The sequence below is a fragment of the Enterococcus sp. DIV0806c genome (genome assembly GCF_051710905.1).
Classification (GTDB): domain Bacteria; phylum Bacillota; class Bacilli; order Lactobacillales; family Enterococcaceae; genus Enterococcus_B; species Enterococcus_B mundtii.
Genome location: NZ_JBIOLO010000001.1, coordinates 1,676,350 through 1,699,253 on the forward strand (window position 1 = coordinate 1,676,350; position 22,904 = coordinate 1,699,253).

Annotated in this window: 25 protein-coding genes; 8 read left to right on the plus strand and 17 right to left on the minus strand. The window is 37.6% G+C overall.

All coding sequences use genetic code 11. The features are described 5' to 3' along the window. Nucleotides 1-461: 461 nt before the first annotated feature. The 9 genes from IGK77_RS07890 to IGK77_RS07930 all read right to left on the minus strand — a co-directional run bounded on the left by IGK77_RS07890 (nucleotide 462) and on the right by IGK77_RS07930 (nucleotide 6,445). Nucleotides 462-704 carry a GlsB/YeaQ/YmgE family stress response membrane protein gene (locus IGK77_RS07890; RefSeq protein WP_071867434.1) on the minus strand — a complete coding sequence of 81 codons (243 nt, stop codon included), beginning with the start codon at nucleotides 702-704 and terminating at the stop codon, nucleotides 462-464. A 90-nt stretch (nucleotides 705-794) separates the two neighbouring features. Continuing rightward, on the minus strand, nucleotides 795-1,565 hold the full coding sequence (locus IGK77_RS07895; protein WP_071867435.1) for an Asp23/Gls24 family envelope stress response protein: 771 nt from the start codon (nucleotides 1,563-1,565) through the stop codon (nucleotides 795-797). An 11-nt stretch (nucleotides 1,566-1,576) separates the two neighbouring features. Then, the gene (locus tag IGK77_RS07900; RefSeq protein WP_010735369.1) at nucleotides 1,577-1,765 is read right to left on the minus strand and encodes a DUF2273 domain-containing protein; all 189 of its coding nucleotides are present in this window, start codon (nucleotides 1,763-1,765) and stop codon (nucleotides 1,577-1,579) included. 12 nt (nucleotides 1,766-1,777) lie between these two features. Next, nucleotides 1,778-2,341: an alkaline shock response membrane anchor protein AmaP gene (gene amaP, locus IGK77_RS07905; protein ID WP_071867436.1), complete on the minus strand. Its 564-nt coding sequence runs from the start codon at nucleotides 2,339-2,341 to the stop codon at nucleotides 1,778-1,780. 30 nt (nucleotides 2,342-2,371) lie between these two features. Next, a complete protein-coding gene (locus tag IGK77_RS07910) occupies nucleotides 2,372-3,265 on the minus strand; it encodes an SDR family oxidoreductase (protein WP_023519734.1) in 894 nt (297 codons plus the stop codon). A gap of 64 nt (nucleotides 3,266-3,329) precedes the next feature. Continuing rightward, entirely contained in the window at nucleotides 3,330-4,271 is a 942-nt protein-coding gene (locus tag IGK77_RS07915) for a magnesium transporter CorA family protein (RefSeq protein WP_074799088.1), read from the minus strand. A 26-nt stretch (nucleotides 4,272-4,297) separates the two neighbouring features. After that, on the minus strand, nucleotides 4,298-4,648 hold the full coding sequence (locus tag IGK77_RS07920; RefSeq protein ID WP_071867438.1) for an iron-sulfur cluster biosynthesis family protein: 351 nt from the start codon (nucleotides 4,646-4,648) through the stop codon (nucleotides 4,298-4,300). 44 nt (nucleotides 4,649-4,692) lie between these two features. Then, the gene (locus IGK77_RS07925) at nucleotides 4,693-5,595 is read right to left on the minus strand and encodes a glycosyltransferase family 8 protein (RefSeq protein ID WP_071867439.1); all 903 of its coding nucleotides are present in this window, start codon (nucleotides 5,593-5,595) and stop codon (nucleotides 4,693-4,695) included. Next, complete coding sequence (locus tag IGK77_RS07930) at nucleotides 5,588-6,445, minus strand: glycosyltransferase family 8 protein (RefSeq protein WP_071867440.1); 858 nt, start codon at nucleotides 6,443-6,445, stop codon at nucleotides 5,588-5,590. Before IGK77_RS07930 ends, IGK77_RS07925 begins: the two co-directional genes overlap by 8 nt. Before the next feature lie 325 nt (nucleotides 6,446-6,770). Between IGK77_RS07930 and IGK77_RS07935 the strand changes: the two genes are divergently transcribed. The 5 genes from IGK77_RS07935 to IGK77_RS07955 all read left to right on the plus strand — a co-directional run bounded on the left by IGK77_RS07935 (nucleotide 6,771) and on the right by IGK77_RS07955 (nucleotide 9,256). After that, nucleotides 6,771-7,583 carry a Cof-type HAD-IIB family hydrolase gene (locus tag IGK77_RS07935; protein ID WP_071867441.1) on the plus strand — a complete coding sequence of 271 codons (813 nt, stop codon included), beginning with the start codon at nucleotides 6,771-6,773 and terminating at the stop codon, nucleotides 7,581-7,583. Nucleotides 7,584-7,596: 13 nt separating this feature from the next. Further along, a complete protein-coding gene (locus tag IGK77_RS07940) occupies nucleotides 7,597-8,088 on the plus strand; it encodes an isochorismatase family cysteine hydrolase (protein ID WP_071867442.1) in 492 nt (163 codons plus the stop codon). Nucleotides 8,089-8,323: 235 nt separating this feature from the next. Then, entirely contained in the window at nucleotides 8,324-8,584 is a 261-nt protein-coding gene (locus IGK77_RS07945) for a hypothetical protein (RefSeq protein WP_071867443.1), read from the plus strand. Nucleotides 8,585-8,621: 37 nt separating this feature from the next. Beyond that, complete coding sequence (locus IGK77_RS07950) at nucleotides 8,622-8,855, plus strand: helix-turn-helix domain-containing protein (protein ID WP_071867444.1); 234 nt, start codon at nucleotides 8,622-8,624, stop codon at nucleotides 8,853-8,855. A 38-nt stretch (nucleotides 8,856-8,893) separates the two neighbouring features. Further along, entirely contained in the window at nucleotides 8,894-9,256 is a 363-nt protein-coding gene (locus tag IGK77_RS07955; protein WP_071867445.1) for a TIGR02328 family protein, read from the plus strand. Between the two features lie 122 nt (nucleotides 9,257-9,378). Here IGK77_RS07955 and IGK77_RS07960 read toward each other — a convergent pair whose 3' ends face one another. Together IGK77_RS07960 and IGK77_RS07965 are read right to left on the minus strand one after the other, a co-directional pair. Beyond that, nucleotides 9,379-9,579, minus strand: a complete 201-nt coding sequence (locus IGK77_RS07960; protein WP_010735357.1) for a cold-shock protein — start codon at nucleotides 9,577-9,579, stop codon at nucleotides 9,379-9,381. 184 nt (nucleotides 9,580-9,763) lie between these two features. Further along, on the minus strand, nucleotides 9,764-10,240 hold the full coding sequence (locus IGK77_RS07965) for a flavodoxin family protein (RefSeq protein WP_074799090.1): 477 nt from the start codon (nucleotides 10,238-10,240) through the stop codon (nucleotides 9,764-9,766). Nucleotides 10,241-10,659: 419 nt separating this feature from the next. Here IGK77_RS07965 and IGK77_RS07970 point away from each other — a divergent pair, with 419 nt between their 5' ends. Then, nucleotides 10,660-11,382 carry a hypothetical protein gene (locus IGK77_RS07970; RefSeq protein WP_081355894.1) on the plus strand — a complete coding sequence of 241 codons (723 nt, stop codon included), beginning with the start codon at nucleotides 10,660-10,662 and terminating at the stop codon, nucleotides 11,380-11,382. 135 nt (nucleotides 11,383-11,517) lie between these two features. Here IGK77_RS07970 and IGK77_RS07975 read toward each other — a convergent pair whose 3' ends face one another. Beyond that, entirely contained in the window at nucleotides 11,518-12,813 is a 1,296-nt protein-coding gene (locus IGK77_RS07975; RefSeq protein ID WP_438713035.1) for an ISL3 family transposase, read from the minus strand. Between the two features lie 360 nt (nucleotides 12,814-13,173). Between IGK77_RS07975 and IGK77_RS07980 the strand changes: the two genes are divergently transcribed. Beyond that, nucleotides 13,174-13,323 carry a hypothetical protein gene (locus tag IGK77_RS07980; protein WP_010735353.1) on the plus strand — a complete coding sequence of 50 codons (150 nt, stop codon included), beginning with the start codon at nucleotides 13,174-13,176 and terminating at the stop codon, nucleotides 13,321-13,323. A 741-nt stretch (nucleotides 13,324-14,064) separates the two neighbouring features. Here the strand turns inward: IGK77_RS07980 and IGK77_RS07985 are convergent. After that, nucleotides 14,065-16,908: an endo-beta-N-acetylglucosaminidase gene (locus tag IGK77_RS07985; RefSeq protein WP_074799091.1), complete on the minus strand. Its 2,844-nt coding sequence runs from the start codon at nucleotides 16,906-16,908 to the stop codon at nucleotides 14,065-14,067. A gap of 337 nt (nucleotides 16,909-17,245) precedes the next feature. Beyond that, nucleotides 17,246-18,052, minus strand: coding sequence for a MerR family transcriptional regulator (locus tag IGK77_RS07990; RefSeq protein WP_074799093.1), 807 nt, complete (start codon nucleotides 18,050-18,052; stop codon nucleotides 17,246-17,248). 419 nt (nucleotides 18,053-18,471) lie between these two features. Between IGK77_RS07990 and IGK77_RS07995 the strand changes: the two genes are divergently transcribed. Next, nucleotides 18,472-19,488 (plus strand): hypothetical protein, encoded by a 1,017-nt coding sequence (locus IGK77_RS07995; protein WP_074799095.1) that lies wholly within the window; start codon nucleotides 18,472-18,474, stop codon nucleotides 19,486-19,488. A gap of 349 nt (nucleotides 19,489-19,837) precedes the next feature. On the opposite strand, the gene IGK77_RS08000 is transcribed toward IGK77_RS07995, so the two are convergent. From IGK77_RS08000 to IGK77_RS08010, 3 genes are read right to left on the minus strand one after another with little or no spacing between them, the layout of a single operon-like run. After that, nucleotides 19,838-21,028 (minus strand): acetate/propionate family kinase, encoded by a 1,191-nt coding sequence (locus IGK77_RS08000; protein WP_074799097.1) that lies wholly within the window; start codon nucleotides 21,026-21,028, stop codon nucleotides 19,838-19,840. Nucleotides 21,029-21,052: 24 nt separating this feature from the next. Continuing rightward, nucleotides 21,053-21,772, minus strand: a complete 720-nt coding sequence (locus tag IGK77_RS08005; protein ID WP_074799098.1) for an MIP/aquaporin family protein — start codon at nucleotides 21,770-21,772, stop codon at nucleotides 21,053-21,055. A gap of 14 nt (nucleotides 21,773-21,786) precedes the next feature. Continuing rightward, nucleotides 21,787-22,902, minus strand: coding sequence for a 1-propanol dehydrogenase PduQ (locus tag IGK77_RS08010; protein WP_074799100.1), 1,116 nt, complete (start codon nucleotides 22,900-22,902; stop codon nucleotides 21,787-21,789). Nucleotides 22,903-22,904 lie beyond the last annotated feature (2 nt).

Here is a 22,904-nt window from a genome sequence, read left to right on the forward strand (position 1 = left end):
CAAACAACAAGAGAAAAAACATTTCGTCTGTTTCATTCTCTGTTGGTAGTCATTTATTTACCTTCAAAGGATGTTCGTAGTATCTCAAATGACTCTTTTATTAAAAACGTTATGTATTTTCCGTTTCTTAATCGTCTTTTTACTATTCACTCCTTTTTCAAATCATTTAGAAAAGCATCGAAAAGCTTTACTTATTCAAGCTTATCGGTCATCCTCATCTTGTGTAACGCCATTTTTTCCCTTTCGATTGGGAGTAATTGAAAGGAGGTTTTTTGTGAGAAAATAATCTTTTGCTTATCTACTTGATAAAACGCCGAAAGGACAACAAAAAAGAAGGATCTTTACTTCGTTGAACAAGTCAACTTGTAAAGATCCTTCAATCAAATAACTGTTAATTGAATGTTACCGATTATTTCAAAGTAGAAGAATTTTTGCATTCATCGCAAATTTCTTCTTTATTCTTATAATTTACGTGCAAAGAATGACACGATCAATACTAAGACGATCGCACCGATCAATGAAGGAACGATTGCCATACCACCAATTACTGGTCCCCATGATCCTAGCACTGCTTGCCCGATTGCTGAACCAACAAGTCCTGCAATGACGTTTGCAATGATACCCATTGAAGAACCCTTATTTGTGATTGCTCCTGCAATTGCTCCGATAACTCCACCTACGATTAATGACCAAATAAAACCCATCTGTATTTCCTCCTATAGTGTCTAGCCGATTTTTTCAATGCGACATCTTATTTATTTTAATTAAAAGTTTTTTTGACTCACCAAGATACTTTATTGTACTCTTGGTTCGTTATTTTCTTTTACTTTTTCCGTTCCTTTGTTTGCTGCATGTTTTGCTTTGTCTGTTTGTTCTGACGCAAATTCTCCAGTTGCTTTTGCAGCATCTGTCACTTTATCTTGAACAGTGACTTGGTCTTGTTCAAATTCTTCTTTTGATTTGATATCTGTGACATTGACATTCACTTCGATGACATCTAAATGTGTCATATTCGCTACTTCTTCACTGATGATCTCTTTCATTTGTTTAAAGATATCTTCAATGTCCTTGCCGTATTCAACGACGATCGACATATCAACAGCCACTTGTTTTTTTCCAACTTCTGTTTCGATGCCTGCTGTTTCATTGTCCGTATTGACTAATTTACCAGCAACATTTGAGAAAAAGCCTCCATCTACTGTTAATAGTCCGTCGATACGTTCTAATGCGATCGCAATAATTTTTTGAATGACTTTGTCATCATAAGTTACTTCACCGTTCATTGATTCTTCACTGCCCTTCACTTCGTTTGTCTGTTTACTTGCCTCATGAGTTGGAGTATGCACACCTGGATTTTTTGCTTCATGATGTGGATGATCATGGTGTTCTTTTTGATCATGCGCTACTTTTTCTTCTACATGTGGCACCACTGGATCTGGATGTGCAGATACCGGTGCTGTTTTATTTTTTTCATCCTTGATCCCTTGCGCTTGATTTGGCGTTGTTGGATCTGGATGTGCTGATTTCGGTGTATTTCCGTTTGTATTTGTATGATTGTTTTCCATGGTAAAGCCTCCTAAGATTTAAAGTAATGTTCTAAAATTCCGGTTCTTTTTAAATACATGCCGATGGCTACGCCAAGTGCAACCATGATCACGATCAGCAATGTTTTAAAAAATCCGACAGCTACTAGCAAAATAGCTAATATCAATCCAAGCGCGCCACAAATAATTGGGAGCTTGTATGTCGAAAAGATCTCGTTCATTTTCTCTCCCCCTTACTGTACTCGTGAGTGTTCAACTCTTTTTGATTGTGGTGAATCAAAACCGGTATAATTGATCAGGACATTCACTGGTTCATCTGTGCCGATGATTTGTTTTACATCGCGCTCAATGTCTGTCATTAGTGCTCCTGTTTTACCGATTAATGATGACGTACGTTTCAACTCGCCTTTTACTTTTACGTCAATTTTATTTTTTGTTGCTTTGATCGTTACTTTTGGGGAAGAAACAAAGTCTTCTTTCGTCAATCGTGAACGAACCATTCCTTCGATTGCTTTTTTATCTAATGTTAACTCTCCATCACCTTTTTTTAATAAGAATGACCGGTAAGTTTTTGGGTAGAATAATAAGACTAGAATCAATATCAACGTCAACACAGCAAACGCTGCGGTTACCCAAAAGACATATTGTTGTACGTAAAAGTTAGTTAATGATAAAAAGCGAAATTCTTCTAACTTAAACGGCAATGGATACACTGAGCTTAGCAACATTGCAAATATTAAAACAGACAGCAGAAGGATCAGTAAGATCGCTCCTATCGTTTTGGCTCCTTTGTTCATTTTCTCGCCCTCCTAGCTTCTAGTCACTGATTATAGATTGATAGCTTCTCCACCAGTGATACCGTAAATCTGTGCTGTGACATAGCTTGCTTTGTTGGATGCAAGAAAGACATAAACAGGTGCTAGCTCAGCTGGTTGACCTGCACGTTCCAACAATGCTTGTTGACCAAACTCAGGTAGATCTTCTTTTGGTTGACCTGCATCTAGTTGTAATGGTGTCCAAATTGGTCCTGGTGCTACGCCGTTGACACGAATTCCTTTTGGTGCTAATTGTTTTGCTAAACCAATGGTGAAGTTTGCAATCGAAGCTTTAGTCGCTGCATAATCTAACAAGTGTTCACTTGGATTGAATGCTTGGACAGAAGTCGTTGTAAGGATTGCTCCTCCTGCTGGAATATGTGGAATTGCTTCTTTCACAAGTGCAAACATTGCGATGATATTTACAGCAAAAGTATCTTTTACTTGTTCTAATGGGATTTCTGCAATTGAAGGAGACGAAATTTGTTGCGCCGCATTCAGAACAAGTGTGTCTAATCCACCAAATGCATCCACTGTTTTTTGGATGATTTCTTTTGGTGCAGCTTCATCTCGCAAATCATAAGGTAATAGTAATGCTTTACGTCCAGCTTCCTCGATATAATGGGCCACTTGTTGCGCGTCTTCTTCCTCACCTGGGAAAAATTGAATGGCTACATCTGCGCCTTCTCGTGCAAAAGCAATGGCAGCGGCACGTCCAATACCAGAGTCTGCACCTGTGATCAAGACACGTCGATTTGCTAATTGCTCCGTACCTTTATAACTTTCTTCACCGCAATCAGGAACTGGTTTCATATCCTTTTGCAAAGCCGGAGTTTCTTGATCCTGTTTTGGAAATTCTTCTGTGTGGTATAGTTTTCTTGGGTCGATTAAATTTGGTTCTGTCATGTTGATCCTCCTAATTTTTAGTCATAACTGACGTTATAAATTTGGACATAAAAGCCCATATTAATTATTTTGTGTAATCTTTTCTAAATAAATGATACCCTAGCGCAGCAGCCGCAAGGATTGATCCTCCTAATACTAAGAGAAAACCAGTTGCTGAATCTTCTCCTGGTAATCCACCGGTATTCATTCCCCAAATACCAGCGATCATCGCAGGTACAGAGATGATCAATGCGGTAGAATCCAGATATTTCATCAGATGATTCAAATTGTTGTCCATCATTCCATTGAACAGATCGCCGATACTTTCTAACAGATCGCGATAAATCAGAATCATCTTCTCTGTTTGGCGTTGCCTTAAACGAACGTCATAAAGAAGCTGTTCGTCATTGACACGTTCTTTGAATTCAGGTGTTTCCCACAATAGTTCCATTGTCTCTTTTTGATCCCGCAACGTATGATCGATGTAAACAATGTCTCTTTCTAAATCAGCTTGCTTGTACAGCTCTTCATTTTCTGTCGTTTTTCGAGCTTCTTGATCTAACGCATCAATACGCGTTTTCATTTCACGAAGTTCTTTGACAAAATGGGTATAGATATCTAATGCCGCATAAACAATCACTTTTTCGAAAGAATCAATTTTATTACCATGATGTTCAATCAGCCGATCGATAAAATTGGTTTTTTCGTCCCGACAGGTAATCAATAAGTCATTTGACATGACGAACGACAATGGCGTCAGGCGACGTTCGATTTTTTCTTTTTCACTTGAAAGGTTGAGCAGTACTAAGGAAATCGGGTTGTTCAAACTTGTTCCTGATAGATGTTCAAGCCGTGAGACCTCTTCTGGATAAGTCATACCGACAAAAATATCTTCAGGAAGCTGATAGGTTCGAGTAACCTGTTCGATTTCCTCAGTATCGCTCGTATCAATAACAAGCCAATTAAAATGTTCTTCATCTGCGGCTATTACTTTCTTGTTTTCATCAATCAAGTAATATTCCAGCATGGTGAATCGTCCTTTCCAGTATGCACTCAACTAAAGAAACAATTAGTTAGTTTGATATTATGATCTAGTACAGCAATCTCATTTTCTAATGAGAAACTGTTCAATACATGATCATAATCCATCGTCAAATATTTGCCTAAATAGCATTGTTCGCTTTGTGATGTATAGATTTCTAGCGAAGGATGATTGATTTTTGTGACGTATAGTCCAAATTCAGTAACAAAAGGGATAATTTGGAAAAAGCTACCTTTCGCACAAGCTCCTTTGTCTCTAAGAAAAGGATCTTTACTATTGATCAATGCAAGTGCTAATTTTGATTGTTCGCCTGCTTTTTCCTTCAAGATGTCCATCGCATTTCTTGTCAGTGTGATTTCCATATCGATCATCTCCTCTATATAATAGTAAGTTTTTCTATTATCGATCAATGACTCAATTCTGTATTTCGTTTAACACGAGCGTACATTGGATATTTAGGGAATGATTTAACACAACGAAAAGCGGTCATATTTGCATACTTTTCATAGTATTTTTTACTAGCACCTTTAAAATCTTCACTCCATGGTTTGATGTGTCCAGAGTAATGGATGATATAAGGCTTACGACGTGCTTCTTCGTACTCTTTTTCTCCTTCAGCTGTTGGATGTTGTTTTGCTTTCGCCATGATGTAACCTTGTGCATTCCATTTTGGATGCAAAGCAATCCAACGATCGTGTAAGATAGCATTCAAAGCATCTTGGTCATGGAATCGAAGTTTTTCTGGATTTTCTTCAATGAAGTTAAGAACTTTTTTCGTGATATTTTGTTCTAACCATTTTTCAACATTGATCAGCATCAAGCCTGAGTTAAAGTAACGCATTGAGTCTGCTTCGATCTCCATTTTTTCAAGACGTTGGTGGAAACCAGCATCTTCAACTGCTGCCATGACTGCGCCGTTAAACTCTAAATCCCATAGTTTGCTGACATCGTTCAACGCGATCATGTCACAATCCATATAAAGGACACGTTCCACATTTTTCCCTCTAAACAACTCAGGGATTGCAATACGATAGTATGCTGTTTCAGGAATACGATCACTTGTTACTAAGTTTTTGAAGAATTTTTTATTGATTTTCAAAAATTCTACATCTGTATTCATTCGTGAATTCTTCACTGAATAACGTAAAAGATTTTTACTTTCTAATTCAATATCATCATCAACCACATAGAATCGTACAAACACTTTTGGGTCACTATTTTCTAAAATCGACACGAACAGTGCTGCTAGATGAGGCACAAATTTTGTATTACAACTAGAGACAACTGCTACTTCTTTTCTTCTATTCATTTACCTCGCCTACTTTCATTAATACGCTATGCGCTAGATTTTTTAGATAGATTTGTGTATAAGGATGATCCTCCAATGTATTCCAAGGTTTATCATGCCCTGTGAAATGAACGATTGAAGGAGCTTCATTCCCACTCTTATATAACTCTTCATATTTTTTATCTGGAGCTGGGTGGCGTTCAAAAATCAACGAACATTGCATGTTCCATTTTGGATGAAGTTGTTCCCAATCTCCATATAAGACACCATTCAATGCGTCTTGGTCATGATAGATAATCTGATCACCATTTTCTTTTAGGAATTGGATCGTTTTATCTGTAATGTCTTTTTCAATCCATTGATCAATATCGATCACCATAACACCTGAGTTAAAATAATATTCTTCTGAATCGATCCCTAGGCGCTTCAACGCTTTCGTTTGTCCTGGATCAATTACTGCCCCAATTGTTTTACCGTTCAATGATTCATCATATAATGCAACAATATCATCTAATACTAAAACATCTGCATCTAGATACAACACTTTTTTATAATTGTATTTTGCTAAGATCTTAGGTAGAGAAATTCTTAAATACGCAGTTGTTGTAATGTGGTCACTGACTAAGAAATCTTCATATACATCTTTCTCCACTGTCAAGAATTGGATGCTTGCATGTTCTGAGTGTTGTGCAACTGTCTGACGCAATCCTTCTTTACTATATTCTGATAGGCCATCATCAATCACATAAAAATATATATGTCTCATCTTATTCGCATTTTCCAGTGCCGTTGCAATCATTACGCTTAGATAAGGAGCATAATTTTCATCTGAAGCAGTCACAACCGGTACAGTCCCATACTTAATCTCCATCAAAATCACTCCTTTTTTTAATCTTTTTCTAACCTGTTCTACATCTACAATATGCCTACTTTTTCCTGAAAGCAAAAGATATGCTTTGTTTTTTATGAATATTACCCTAAATTTGACCTTTTTTATGAAAATGAAAACGAAAACATTAAGATTGTTATGCTTTTTTATACAGCGGTCTTAACCATTTACTTACTAATATTCTTTTCATCCTTTATGAAAAATCTTTTTTGAAAAAATTCAAAGAGTTAAAGCATTTTATTTTTATTTTAGAAGTTTCTCATTTAAGCTATTGGTGAAAGAAAAAAGACTAAGGGAGCGTAAAAAGATGAAATTAGCAGCAATCGATCTAGACGGGACCTTGCTTGATTCCCAAGGAGTTGTCCCACAAGAAAATATTCGAGCATTAAAAGCATTCTCCTCTAATGGAGGAATCGTAACGATCGCTACAGGAAGAAATAGTATATCTGCAAAGGATGTCTTTGCACAATTAGGAGTTAGTGGCTATTTGATTTCTTCTAACGGTGCATTAATTTCGGAAATGAAAGACGGCAAGATCGATCATGTATTAAGACGCTCAAAAATTGAAGTACCTATACTAAAAAAGGCCTTTTATTTAGCAAAAGAAGCAAAAATATCGATCATCGCAAGCCGAGAAACACAAGATGACCAAATCACTTTTAACGAAAATGCCTTAGTAAAAGACGACCCTTATTATCAACACTTTAACTTGCAAAATCATTCTTTCGATGAGATCACAGCACAGTTGGACGATCCTTCATTGAGCTATTTGAAACTGGCACTGACGGATAAAAATGAGGAAAAACTAAAAAAAATCCAAGTAGAGTTGGAGAAAGAAGGAATTGATTCTGTCTTTTCAGACCCACATTTCCTGGAAATCACTCCTAGAAATATTACAAAGGCACACTCTCTCTTATTCCTAACTGAGTACTTAGGTTTATCTTCAGAAGACGTCATGGCGTTTGGTGATCAAGAAAATGATTTGGCAATGCTTGAGTTCAGTGGATTAAGCGTGGCTATGGGCAATGCGCAAGAACATGTGAAGGATTTAGCAGATGAAGTGACAGAAACTAATGACGAAGCCGGTGTCGCAAACTTTTTGAATGATCACTTTTTATAAGGAGAGATGATAGATGTTAGTGGTTATCGATATGCAAAATCATATTTTAGATCCAACTAGTGAATTTTATTTAGAAGATGGTGAAGCATTAGTTGAACGTGTAAACACACGCTTAAACCAAGCACGTGCAGCGAATGAATACGTACTATTCACTCGAGATATCCCTATCGAACGGAAAGATGAGGCAGAGAGTGAAGATCTTAAAATCATTCCCGCTCTCTCCCCTCTATCAGATGAGCGTGAAATCAAAAAATACTACTTCACTCTGCCTCCAGAAATATTAACAGAGATCAAACATTCACTTTTTGAACGTAAAGAAGAACAAAAAACAATTGAAGTAGTTGGGATCGAAACTAATTTGTGTGTCTTATCCAACACGATTGCTTTACAAAGCGCCTTTCCAGAAGCTGACTTTATCATTGATTCGTCACTAGTCAGCAGTCGTAATCATGAGCCACAAGCACTTAAACTTCTAAAAGACTTTAATGTTTATGTTAAAGAGTAAATGGTCGAAACCAATCGAAAAGCATAAAAAAGGTGGAATGAAGGTTCCACCTTTTTTTATTTTTTTCAAATGATACGTCTACAGAAAAATCATGTTTTTTATCGAAATATTTGTTCAGAATCGTATAACATGCTATCTTTTATTTAGTGAATATAAATCTAGTATATTCTCAAATAGAATAACTCAAAACACAATTTATGCACGAATAAAATATAGCTATGGGAGTTTATTTATTATGCTGGAATTGAGCCGACTTGCTTTTATTTTTCCTGTTTTTATCTTTGTACCGATCGTTTTTTCATTTATCAAATGGACAAAAGAACGAAAAAAAATCGCTTTGGCTAGTTTTCCTGCGATCTATTTTATGTACAAAGTATTAAATTATCAGTTTTTCGAACCCTTCCAGATCTTTACGTTTAATTTAGTTGGGTTCATTTTCTCCATACTCTTTGTCATTGGGTATTTATTTTATCTAAACAGAAAAAATAAACGTTAACTCTCATAGATAATTATTTAGAGAAAGGTGAGGTAAAATGACCATTGAAGAAGCGATTTTACTGGATACACTGCATTGCCGTTTAAACTTCCTCAAAGATAAAAAGCATTTAACTACACCACAGGTTGCTGAAAAAGTGAACTTACCGATTGAGACATATAAAAGCTATGAAGATGGAAAAAATATACCTAGTATTATCGAATTAATCTTTATCGCAGATTTTTACGACACGACCATCGATTATTTGATTGGTCGAACGGAAGCATCATAAACACTCAATTCACTGTTTTAGAAAGAAGGAAATCTTATATGCGCTTATGGCATCAAAGCCTCTTGCAATCACTTCCACGCCAACAATTATTAGGACAACATCGCGAATGTTGTGCTCTGAGAGGCAATGGTTGGGGACGAAAACATGCAACTGTCGATTACGTTTTTACACATTCGCCTTATAAATTATTTCAATATCATTTGTTAGTAATGGAAGAAATGAAGAAACAGAATTATAAACCTGGTGAAGAATGGTTTGATCCCTTGTATCGTGGGAAGATCTGCGAACCTTATCCTACCCTTTCCCCTATCGAATGGACCTCACCCCTTTATCCAGAACATGATCAGATCTACTTAGCCGAATGCGTGGCAAACTTAGAACAGAAAGGGATCATCTTATAAACAAGTAATAACTCATGGCTCTATCAAACCTCTCGATTACTGAATCGAGAGGCTTTTATTGAAATTAGACACAAAAAAACTGCTCTTTCATAAGAAAGAGCAGTAAGATATCAATCGTTTGATTATGCTTTAACGATGTTGATTGCTTGAGGGCCACGTTGTCCATCTTCAACATCAAAAGTCACAGCTTGACCTTCGTCTAATGTTTTGAAACCGTCACCTTGGATAGCTGAAAAATGAGCGAATACGTCATTTCCATCTTCACCAGTGATAAATCCAAAACCTTTGTCTGCGTTAAACCATTTTACTGTACCGTTATTCATGTATATTTCCTCCTGATACGTATCAACGTACGTTTATAGTGCAATAAATATTTGATAGGCAAAAGGAGTCTTATAATGTTTAACTTATAGCTCAAATTACGTTTCAAAATAGATTACTTTTATACTATAGCATGCCCTTTCATAAAACACAACTATAAACCCTCGGTACTTTCAATTTCTCTATTTATCTCATTTGTTTGATTCGTTCATTAGATGAAGTAATGTCTTTCTTTTGATAAATCATCCCTAACTCCTGCATCAAAAAACGCTCACTCACATTTGACAACATTTGTCTAATTCCGCTGATAGCTTCTTCTGCAGCAGATCCTTGAACAAACCAGAAAACAGATTTTTGATACAAAGGAGCCTCTGGTGTGTCTAACCCATACTCAAATAGATCCGTCCAGCGATCAATAAATGTTTTTAACAGACCGGTCACATCCCACCAGTAGATAGGTGTACCAATCACCAAGACGTCAGCTTGTTTGATTACTCCCATGACTTTGTCAAATTCATCCTCTTCGGTCATCTGCCCTAACTGATTGATCGAATAATCAACTAAATGCAGGACCGTATAGTCGATATCTTTTAAGATTTTTTCTCCCCATTTAACGGTCATCCCCTCTTTGTTCGGGCTTGCATTAATAAACAAAATGCGCATATTATCTCCTCCTCTACCCAGTTTTTCATCCTCACTCTTTTTTTCATATGAACTCTTGGTTAATTTTTATATTCAAACGATTATGATATCAAAACGATACTTTTCTTCATCAAATATAACATTTTTTACATTAAAAAAACAAATATTAAAAAAATCATCATCCATTAAAATTCTCTGTTATTATGTTCATCTTAATGATAAAATAAAGTTTGTTTGTTATTATTTCTTTATATAATTATAACGTTGCGCTTTCTTGTACTACTATTCTTTTTTGATTTATCTACACTCTCTAACTGGCTTTCGTCGGTTCGATTCCGACATAGAGAATACGGTCAAGCGCCGTAAATAAAACCAATCGCTTTTATTAGGGGGAGCTTTGTATGAAAGCGATCTATTTTTTGTAGAAACAGGAGGAAAAAATGAATTTATTGTTGTTATTGTTAGGATTAATCAGTTTGATACTTGGTCTCCATCTATTTAGCCGATCAAGTAAAAGAAATGGAAAAACTTGGCAGCGCCATCTCATTTTATTTAGTGCTTTATTCGGTTTACTACTAATCAGTAGCGCTTGCGGATCTGGTACCAATCAAGCGTCAAAAGCAGATACTGCTGCTACTTCGAAAACCACTTCAACATCCAGTGAAGATAAAGCCCAACGAGAAGCGGCTGAAAAAAAAGAATTAGAAGAGAAAAAGAAAGAAGAAAAATTAGCAGCTGAGAAAAAAGCACAAGAAGAACAAGCGAAACGTGAAGCAGAAAAGAAAGCGCAAGAAGAACAAGCAAAACTTGAAGCAGAAAAGAAAGCACAAGAAGAACAAGCTCGTCTTGAAGCAGAAAAGAAAGCACAGGAAGAACAAGCTCGTCTTGAAGCAGAACAGGCAGCACAAGCACAGGCAGCGGAACAAGCGCGTATCGCTGAACAAGCTCGTGTAGCCGCTGAACAAGCAGAAGCCCAACGCGTGGCACAAGAACAAGCAGCCGCAGCTCAAGCGCAACAAGCACAAGCGAATGAAGCACAAGTCTTAGTTACCAGAACTGGAGCAAAGTACCATACGCATAAGTGTGGTAACGGTGACTACTATCCTGCGACAATGAGTGAAGCATTGGCACGCGGATTGACCCCTTGCGAAAAATGTTACTAAAATAATTTATGCAGTATACGAGATCGCTACCGATCTCGTATACTGCTTTTTTCGGCTCTTTGTCAATAAGGACTGATGAGTTGCGAAAAATTAAATCTGGGTCAGAATGAACCTCATTCTGGCTCAGATTTTTTGTTATCTAACATTGATTAATTGATTGGTCAAAAAGATTCTAATTTTCATGTTCTCAAATGATCTAAAACCGTAGGATACTCGTTTCATCGTTTTTATGTGGGTATTCTTTGCTTCTATTTTTCCATTGGAGTAAGGATAAATCATCGCATTGGCGATGCCTTCTTCGTAGGTCAGAAGGTTTTGAAGTTTCTCACGAAAGCCGTCATCTAACGTTTCGGGAAGTTCTGCCAATAAGGAGAAAAACAAGTCAGGGTCTTTGTCTCGAAAAGCTTCAACTAATTCATGGAAAAAGGGATACGCCTCCTTTAGGGGCGTAGAAAAGCTAAGCAATCGATCAATCATCATTGCTTCAGTAAGAAATGGGTATTTAGGTGCTCGGAAACTTTTCCATGTTTTATACTCATAGTGGTTAATGTTTGCACGATTTTTTAGCAGAAAGCGCCAGTTCTTTTTCAGTTTTTCTGCATGGCTTTTCTGTCCTGCTTTACGCAGTTCATTCATTTCACGGATACGCAACTCATTGAAAGCTTGATTCATGTGTTTGACAATATGAAACCGATCAATCACTACTTTCGCATTTGGCAGAACGCGTTTGGTAAGCTGGAAGTAGGCGGCGTTCATGTCTGTGACTAAGAATTTTACTTCTTCTGGATTGATGCAGCCCAAGAAATAGTTTGTTAATCGAGGTAATTTACGCGTAGGTAAGATATCAATTAAATTACCTGTTTCTCCATCTGCGCAAATAAAGCTCATTTTATCTTCTATGGAAGTGTGCGAACGAAATTCATCAACCATCAATACTTTGGGGAGAATCCTCTTAGTGGGCTTTGGTAAATAGCTTTTAAACTCTTTCAATGTACGAATAACAGTGGTCAAAGATACCTGACAGCTTTTCGCAATAAAAGATAAAGAGACTTTTTCAGTCAGTAAAGAAGCAATTTTATATCTGACATGATCCGCAATTGAATGTCTTGGGCGGACAAAATAGCTTTGAGCAGTCCAATGGGATCGACAGTTTTTACAGGTATAGCGTTGCTTTTTTAAGCGCATAACCATTGGCATATGATTGTATTGTTCAAAGCGGACAATGATTTCCTTCTTCCCATTTTTCACCACAGTTGCTTTCCCGTTTCCATCTACCACAGTAGAACCACAACTTCTACAGGCACGAGGAGTAGGTGAGAGAATGGCATTAATGACCAATGTCTTTTCCTTATGAAAGATCTCGTAAGAGATCTTAGTAATCATCAAATCTTTATCTATTAATCTCAGCATTTTTTTGATAGAATCATTCATATAGCATATCGTCCTCTCAGTTGTTTATTTTGTGGTGATTTAATCATACTAGAGAACGATATGTTTTTTAATACCTAAAATGAAAATGAGACTAAAGAATCAATTTTGATTCATCAGTCCCATAAATTATAGAGCCCTTTTTTCTTATCAACTTTATAATTTAGTGTACATCTTCTTATCCTTTCTTTTCATTTAAATAATCCAATTTTTTTGTGTCAATGTTGCCCTTTAAATAATAATCATTATTATTTAATAAAAATACAGTTGATTCAATTCAACTATCTGTGCTATAATAGTTATGGAATTTCGTTATCAACGTATCGTTGCCTTTCAACAGAACAATAAGAAAGGAGAATGACTATGACATTCTATAACAAAGAATTACAATATCGTGTCACTCTTAATACCGATTTAAATCTTTTCGTCGTGTTCGACAAAGAAGATAGCAATCGTGTAGCGACTGGTGTAACGATCGAACAAGCAGTGCAAGAACTTAAAAAATCCGCATAGGAGTGAAAACCTCGAATGGACGATTGCAACTCTAGTTCACAATAAGACACCTACTTGAAAGATCAAAGTAGGTGTCTTAAATTTTATATGCGTGACGAAACTCTTCTCTTATTTTACATATGATGATCGGATGATCCTAGCTTATTCTTAAGAATATTCTTTTTTAAATTATTCGATCCTATTTTCAGCAACTGGAATAATGACCTTATTGGCACTAATCTTCAACTAATCCTTACAATCTTTTTTGCTTTATGCTAAAATTTCTTTTTCAAGATAAAAAAATATTTTTGTCTTTAGAAGCCGTTTACAAGGAGGTTTAGAAATGAAAACAGCGACAGTTCACTCTTCACGTGATAGAAAAAATGGCTGTCTCCATGTTTTCAATTTGATATGGAAAAGAATCTAACCGTATGGACTTTACTATTATGTTTGATCATTGGATTAGCTTTATTACTTTTTAATGTGATTAGTTGGACAACATACTTTGTTGTAGTATTGATTATTGCTGGATTGACGTTCTATGAAAAAAAACGACGTTCCAACCTTAATAAATAAAACTCGTTTGATTATGTAAAGGCAACGAAAACTGCATTAGAAATATAGTTAAAAATAAGCGCCACCTCTCGAAAATCATTTTTATGGTTTCGAAAAGGGTGACGCTTATTTTATAATGAAGTGGATCTCAATTATATTAAATGATAGAACTGATGGGATGACAAATACGCTTTTTATACCACCAAGCTATTGTAATAATTCTGGCAATCCAAATACTTCAAATCCATAGATTCTTGCTGCAGTGTCTGATCCTTGTGTTGGTTTGTCAATACGTAATCGGACATATCGTGCAGATTGTACCGCAAAAGTCTCGACCGAGCTACTCGCCGTATTATTGGTAGTTTTGGCGACTTCTTTATATATCTCTCCATCTTCACTTAGTTCGATCACATATGCTTTTGTATTCATATCAGGACTTTCTCCACCTGCTTGCGCATGGTCTATACGAACTTCACTAATGGTTTGAACATGCCCTAAATCAAGTGTCAATTCGTGTGGCGGCGTACCCGTTGCACACCACTTAGTCGTCAAGTCGCCATCTATTGCAAAATGAGGTGCTTCCGCTTCATTGGTGTAAGAAGAAGCGGTCGCTTTCACGTCTCGTGATAACAGCGGCAACTCAGTTGGTACTTTATCAGAAATTGTGATCAAACCGACTTTTTCGACAGGTGTCTCCCCTGCTTGATTGCTTGCCGTTAATTTGACTTTATAAACACCTTCTTTGTGGTAAGTGACAACTGGCGAATTTTCATGACTTGTCGTAATATCCCCACCTTCAAATTCCCAAGTAACCGTTTCGGTATTTAAAGATGACGTGCTTGTAAAAGTAATTGCTGACCCTGCAGCGGCTAACGTTCTTGAAGCAGTAAAATCAGCTCTCGGCACTTTATTATCCGGCCAATCAAAAGAAACGACCTCTGAAGGTTCACCTTGATTACCCAGCACATCTACAGGCACGACAATCAATTTTGTTTGCGTGGTGTCTAAGGTTCGTTCAAGGGCATTGATATAATGATTCGTAGCTGGTGTTGCTCCTAAGAAAGATTTTGAGTTATCAGGATTCAACCGGTAGATCTCATAATAGCTTGCTTGACTCTTCGTCTCATCCCAAGCAAGTCGTATGCCAGCGTATCGCCCTTCTTCTTCATCAAATGCAACATCTTCAAGCGTCAGTCCCGAAACTTTTGTGGTTGGAAGTTCCTTTCCATCTGTCAGAGCTAATTGACCTAAGTGTAACGAGTAATCCGGCTGAGTCTCTGAAGAAGCAAGCTGATAAGAGAGTGTGTTGATTTTTTCTCCTGCTAACCGACTGACATCATAGCTGACAGTTGTCCAATCCCGACCGATTGGCTCACTTGCCGAGATGATTTCTTTTCGTCCGTCAGCCATTTCTAAAACTAAGTCAAGTTGGCTCATGCTCGTTGCTTTTGCCGTTGTTGTGATAGAAGTTTTATCGGAAATGATTCCATCCATTCGATATAGTTTGATTGTACTTGATGCCTCGTTCGCCATACTCCCTTTAAGAAGCAAAGAATTCCCGCCACGAAACGCCTCATCATAATCCATCTCAACTGCTAATTGATTTTCTCCTTGATGTTCAAAGATCCAACGATACGTTGGCATCACGTCTTGCATACTGCGATTATTCCACTGTAGATTAGATACTTTTTTTCCATTAATGAAGTAACCATACCCATTCCCCACATTAAAATTCGTTACAAAAGGTATGCTGGTAATAGCGCTCTGCTCTACTGCATACGTAGAGATCCCAGGCCATTCTTTTTCTACCGGTGCCTTCCCTTTCGTTGGATCACCTTGTTCATTGACCCAAAAACGCATTTCACGACGTTGAAAATCAGCAGGATCACTTGCTGATGTGTAGGTCCAACTCGGGACATACAGTCCTAATGAAGTATAAGGAGTGCCAGTTTCATCTGTGAATAGCCGCCAGTTCACAGGGGTATCATACCCATTTTGTTGGACATCGATTCCCGCATATAATTGATAAGGATCGATCCCTAATTCATTGGCTTTCTTCTTTGAAGCTTTCAATAATTCTTGACTCGCTAAACGATCGGTATTCCACCAAAAATTCAAAAACATGCTATCAGCTACAGGATTCATTTCCGCATCGACTAAAAACGCTTGGTTTTTATCTGTCAACGCATTTTGCCAATCCATCTTCCCTTCCGAAGTCATCGAATCGTACCACATGATTTCTAAAGCTGCTGCTTTTTGCTTGAATTGTTTGATGAATTCTTGCATCAAATCCGCATGTTCTTTACTCAATCCTCCTGCTGTATTTGCCCCTTCTACCTTTTTTTGATTGTTTGCATCATCAAAACTTGTGACTAGTGTGTCCGTTTCCTGATTGATAAACCAGCCATCAAACCCATATCGAGTAGCTACTTCGATCAATTGATCAACTAAAGGAAAGGTACCGTCCTCATCTTTTTGCAAGAATGTATCCAACCATTCGATTTTACCGCCATGAGCGGACTGCGGAAAGAAAACTGTCCCTAATACTGGCACACCATTTTTATGGGCCGCATCAATGACATCAGGACTTGGCGGTACAATGATCCCTTCACCAGACGAACCACCCCAATACACAAGTTGGTCGATATATTGCCAATTGGAAAATACATTGGCATCAAAAGTATTGATACCTCTAGGCGCATTCCCACTTGTACTGCTATTCATGATCGACAAAGCGACCACTTTCATTTCTGGTGTTTGCGTGTCATTTGAAGTTGTCAGTGCCTTTTTATCGATCCGTTTTGCTAAAGGCACTTTACTGACGTTATAAGGTGCATCCAGATCTTTAGAAAATTCCCATTCTAACAATTCTTCAGGAAACCAGTAAGACGATTCCGGCTGATTATCCATTCCTCGTTGATAAGTTGCTGCTTCTGTTTCTTTGTAATCAAACGTTTTAGTCTCTGCGTGATACGTTGTCCCACTGCCAATTGCGCTTGCTATTACTACTGCACAAAAGAGTCCGACTGCTATTTTTTTCTTATTCTTCATCTCCGCTCCCCCTAAATTTAATTGATACACAAAAATGATAACGCTTTCTTAAACATGGGTATATGAACAAAGCATAGAACTTTCACAACAAATTATAGGTAACATGAATAAAAAACTGATTTTGATCGTCGATCGAAATCAGTTTTTATATTGTTGATTCACTATTATGCCGTTTTACGATAGATTTTATTTGAAACCCTCACGAAACCAATCAACTATAATAAAACTTGTATTGTAGGTCAGCATGATTAGTTACTTCAATGGTATTACCTTTATTCATGGAGATAGTTACTTCAACATTTGACTTTTCGTCGTTTGTTCAGTGATGACGGATTTTTCAATCATTCATTCCATCACTGAAAACACGAATCTCATAAACGATTTCTTCTAATGTTCCAGTGGAAGCTTCTGCTTCAATCGCAAGAACTGCCGCTTTTTTTTCAAAGATTTCTGGAAATAACTCTGGAAGGCGCTCACCGTAACTTTTAGGACTAAATCGGCATACGTATTCTCCACTAGGTAAAATCTTGATATTGTTACCGACATTTTTTGTAGGCTTGATCTCTATATACATATACTGCTGCACGTCTTTATCAATAAATTCATAGAGAATGCCAAAATCATATAAAGGCTCATACCCCGCTTCCATTGAGCGATCAAACAAATGGGCTGCTTCTGTATAAAGAGTCTTTTTGTTATCAGTCGGTTGGTAAGGAAAAACATATAAGTACTTTTCTGACAATTGACGAATATGTTGCTTTTTAGAATGTCTGTATTTTTTTAATAATTTGATTTCCTCTTTGACCTCTTGCATCCCTTTTAAGTTTTGTTGAAGTAACTCGATTTTTTGCTTCATCAATTCTTCACTATATGATAAAAAAGATAGATAATCGATGGAATTATTTGGATCACTAAAGCGATGCAGTTCTTTTAATGGTAAACCAATCTCTACACATGCTTGAATCAGCTCGACCGCGCTCACTTGGGCTAAGGAATAATAGCGATAGCCAGAATCTGGATTGATGTATACCGGCAACAACACTCCGACTTGTTCATAATATCTTAACGATTTAATATTGACACCGGTTATTTTCGCCATTTCCCCGATACTCAACAATTCACTTCTTTTGTCCTTTTCTCTCATTGCAATTCTCCTACATACTAAATATTGCTCCAGTATCAAGTGCTTAGATATTGATTATACCATAGGCAATCTTTTAACTTTACATTTTATTGTTATTTTTTAATGTAAAACCATTTAACAAGCTTCTATTTTTCAAATATATTTAACTTCGAAAAATCCTAAACAACAATTATTTTACACTAATTTACATATTCTCTATTTTTTTAAACTATAAAAAACAAACGTAATATTATCACGTCTTGTATTATTCATTAGATAAAGATATAATATTAGTGTGTTTTCGATGAAGCGACAAAAAATTAGATACAAAAGCTCGTTCATCACAAATTGAATACGTTTTCTAACCGCACCTTGTGTTAACCATTTTTGGTAACTACTACATTTACATAGTAGTGAAAATAATTTTTTGGGGGAAAAAAATGAAAAAAATCGTTAGTCGTTCCGTGTTATTGTTCGTTCTACTATTTCTAGCTGCCTGTGGAAAGCAAGTCAGTGTTGATGACCTGAAAGCCAATGATTGGCTGATTGAAGAATTGGAGGAAGTAGACATGATTGCCTCTTTCTCAAATCATGTGGTATCGTTTCGCATTGATCCTTCTTCTTACCAATCGACCGCTACCAATGAATGGGAAGCCTTGGGTGAAGAATTTGCGAAAAGCATGCTTGAAGAATTTCAACATAAGTTTGAATACACGTTAGAAGGAAATATCATGACCTGGGAAAACGACGGGGAAACAGGTAAGTATACAGTAACAAAAGAAGATAAAAATATTATTCTCACACCTACCAAAGATAACGAGGAAGATAAAAAAATTGTTCTGAAGCCATATGATAAAAGTAAAACAGCAACATCTTCTACTTCTTCAGACAGCACCACAACTGATAAAGACGCAACAGATGATTCATCTCTCGTAGATATCACTGATAACTCAACTGAACTAAGCGGCTCGGATGACGCGTCAGGTGATTCTGCTTTTGGCAAACGCTCAAACCCTGTGCCCCTCGACAACCCGATCACGTTCGACACTGTTTATTATGATGACGAATATGAAGAAATCGATACAAATATTTCCTTAACCATCAGTAACGTTGTCCGTGGTGAAGAAGCGTATAATTATATGATCAGCATGGATGAGTACAATGAACCAGCACCAGAAGGAAAAGAATGGGTAGTTTTTGATGCAGAGCTAACTGTCAATAAAGGGAGCCAAGATGAGCCATATCGCGCTTTTTCTAGATTCGTACCAGTTAGTTCAACTGGTGAAGAAGTCAATCAGGAAAGCTATAGCTACTTAGGCAACGAAGAATTTGGGAACAAAGATTTGTACGAAGGTGGTACGGACAAAGGCAAAGTTGCATTGCTCGTTCCGATTGGGGACGATACGCTTATTGAATTTAATGATTTTACAAATAGGATTTTTTTCAAATTACAGTAACCTTTGAAAAGCAGCAAGAAAACGTACTAGAGAGCATTAAAAATCATCGCCAGCTGACAGTAGCAGACTAGTCAAGATATGCTTTAAATAAGGGCTACACTCCTAGAAATAACTATAGCCCGATCCAACTAGTTTTTACTTGACATCAGAGAAAAAGGACCCATCTAAATCAATACGTAGATGGGTCCTTTTGTCTCACTATTGGTTGTCATCTGCTGAAAACTTTTAATGGTCTTTTCCACTACTTGTAAAACAAATGTATCAGCTTTAAAACGCATTCTAAAAGCTTTTTAAAGTCTTTTAGAATGCGTTTTACATCATGTATTCATAAGGATGTTGATCGACTATTTTATTTCGAAATCAATTGATTCGTCTCACGGACAATCATACGTTCTTCATTCGTCGGTACAATCATGACAGCCACTCGACCATTTTCTTGACTGACAATTGATTGTCTTGCATTGTTTCTTTCTTCATCAACGGTTACGCCAAAGAATGACAAGCCTTCACACGATAGTTGACGAATGATTGGCGAGTTCTCTCCGATGCCAGCCGTGAAGATCAACACATCAAGTCCGCCTAGTTCAGCAGCGTAAGCACCGATCATCTGTTTTACGCGACCACAAAACATGTTCATTGCTAAAACCGCTTTTGGATCGCCCTGCTCAAAAGCTTCTTCGATGTCACGAGCATCACTACTGATGCCAGAAACTCCTTTGAATCCTGAGTCTTGGTTCATCATCTGCTCGATTTCTGCGAAGCTCATCTGTTTTTCTCTGCCTAGATAGGTCACGATGGAAGGATCGATATCGCCACAGCGAGTACCCATCATAATACCTGCTAAAGGAGTGAATCCCATACTAGTAATAACAGACTGGCCATTCTTGATCCCGCAAATACTCCCCCCATTTCCTAAATGACAGGAAATGATTTTTAAATCCTCAAGCTTTTTACCTAAAGACTTGGCAGCTTCCGTCGCCACAAATTGATGACTTGTCCCATGAAATCCGAAACGGCGAATTCCCTCTTCCTCATATAATTTATAAGGAATTGGATAAAGATAGTTTTCTTCTGGCATTGTTTGGTGGAATGACGTATCGAAAACAGCCACTTGCGGACAAGCTGGCAAATTATTTTTGAACGCTTCGATCCCCATGATGTTGATTGGGTTGTGCAACGGTGCTAAATGAGAAAGCGATTTGATTTTTTTCAATGATTCATCCTCAACGATACAGGACCCTTTGAAGAATTCTCCACCATGAGCGACACGATGGCCGACACCAGTGATTTCTGACAAATCAGCAACGATTTTTTCTTCCAATAAAAAATCTAGTAAATACTTGACTGCATCTTCATGTGTTTCACCTTTAACTGAGCGACTGCTTTTACCACCGTCTAAAGAATACGTCAAATCCATGGAGCTTGCTAACCCGATTCGTTCGAACAATCCCTTGGCGATCTTTTTTTCTTCAGGAAACTCATAGACTTGAAACTTTAACGAAGAACTTCCTGAATTGATTGCAATAATTAATTCTTTCAATGCTTTACCCCTCAATCTAATCTTTTACAGAATGTTTACTAAAAGCACAGCAATCGTTGCACCAACGATCGGGCCTACTAATGGTACCCATGCGTATTTCCAGTTATAGTCAGTGTTTTTATTTGGTAATGGCATCAATGTATACATCAAACGCGGACCAAGGTCACGCGCTGGATTGATCGCGTAGCCTGTTGTCGAACCAAATGAAAATGAAATTCCTACTAGCAAGAACAATGCAACAACTGGTTGGAATCCTCCTGGGAAGTCTCCCGCTGGAAGTAACAATAAGGTGAAGATAAATGCAAATGTTGCAATGATCTCACTGATGACATTCGCAATAGGTGCGTCGATTGCTGGACCTGTAGCAAAGATGCCTACGGAGTTTCCTTCATCTGGTCCGGTTTCTTTAAAGTGAGCCATAAATGAGATTGCAGCGATCAATGCACCTAAAAAAGCACCTGCAAATTGCGCTAAAACAAATGGTACAACCATATTCCATTCAAAAAGTCCGCCAATCGCAAAAGCAATCGAAACCGCAGGATTCAAATGACCTGGCGATCCAAAGTAGCCCGCAGAATAAATCCCTAACATCACGGCAACACCCCAGCCAAACGCAACTAATACCCAATTGGTACCAACTCCTTTGGCCAAAGTCTTCTTCAAGTTGATGCTACAACCAACACCACAACCGAAAAGTGTTAAGACTAACGTTCCAATAAATTCACCTAATACTGTATTATCCATTTTTGTACCCCTTTTCAAACGATTTTATGATAGATTTCTTTTAGTTTTGTACGATCAAACGAGATTGGATTCGATTGGAAAGTAAAATCGTTCATCGCATTGTCAGCTACTTGTTCCGCTGCTCTGATCGCTGTTGATTCTTCGATGTTCCATTCGGCCAATGTTGCTGGCACCCCAGAATCTTTACTCAATCGCTTGATGGCATCTACTAATTTGATCACAGCCACTTCGTCTGAAAGACCGTTCGTACATAATTTAAGTTTTCTTGACACATCAGCGTATAAAGACTTTGCCGTCCAATCTTTGGCATTCGCTAAAACGACATGTGGTAACAACATCGCATTTGCTAAACCATGAGGAACTTTGAAAAGCGCGCCGACTTGATGTGCTAAAGCATGGCAAACACCTAAACCAGCATTGTCAAAAGCCACTCCAGCAAGTGTTGCTGCTTCGTGCATTTGGATGCGTGCATCTTCATTTTGGCCATTTTTAACACACTCAACTAAATTCGAAAAGACAAGCGTGATTGCTTTTTCTGCAAGCGCAGAAGAATAATTTGTTCGACCTTTTGCGACCAATGCTTCTAAGGCATGAGTCAAGACATCCAAACCACTGTATGCCGTGATCGAAGGTGGGCTTGTCATCACAAAATCAATGGATAAGATTGCTTCGTCAGGAATCAACTCTTCAGCAAATATCGGATATTTGATTTTGTTTGCCGTATCGGTGATCACAGCTGCACTGGTCACTTCAGATCCAGTGCCACTCGTTGTTGGGATCGCAACAAAATAATTGATTGATTGCTTTGCTACCTTCTGATAGAAATAGATGATCCCTTTTGCCGTGTCTAACGCTGAACCACCGCCAATTGCGATCACAACGGTTGGCTCAGCTTGCAAAGCCATTTGCATGCCTGTTACCACTTTTTCAATCGGCGGATCTGGCACGATCTCCGTAAAAGTGATCACGCGATTTTTTTGTTCTAGATATGCAATCATTTCACGTACTTTTTGATTGCTTTTCAAAAAAGGATCAAAAACGAACAAGACAGTTTCGTCTGAAAAACGTTCGAACCTTTTAACGATGTCTGTTGTTACAGCTACTTTTGTTTTCATTGACCATTGATTCAAAC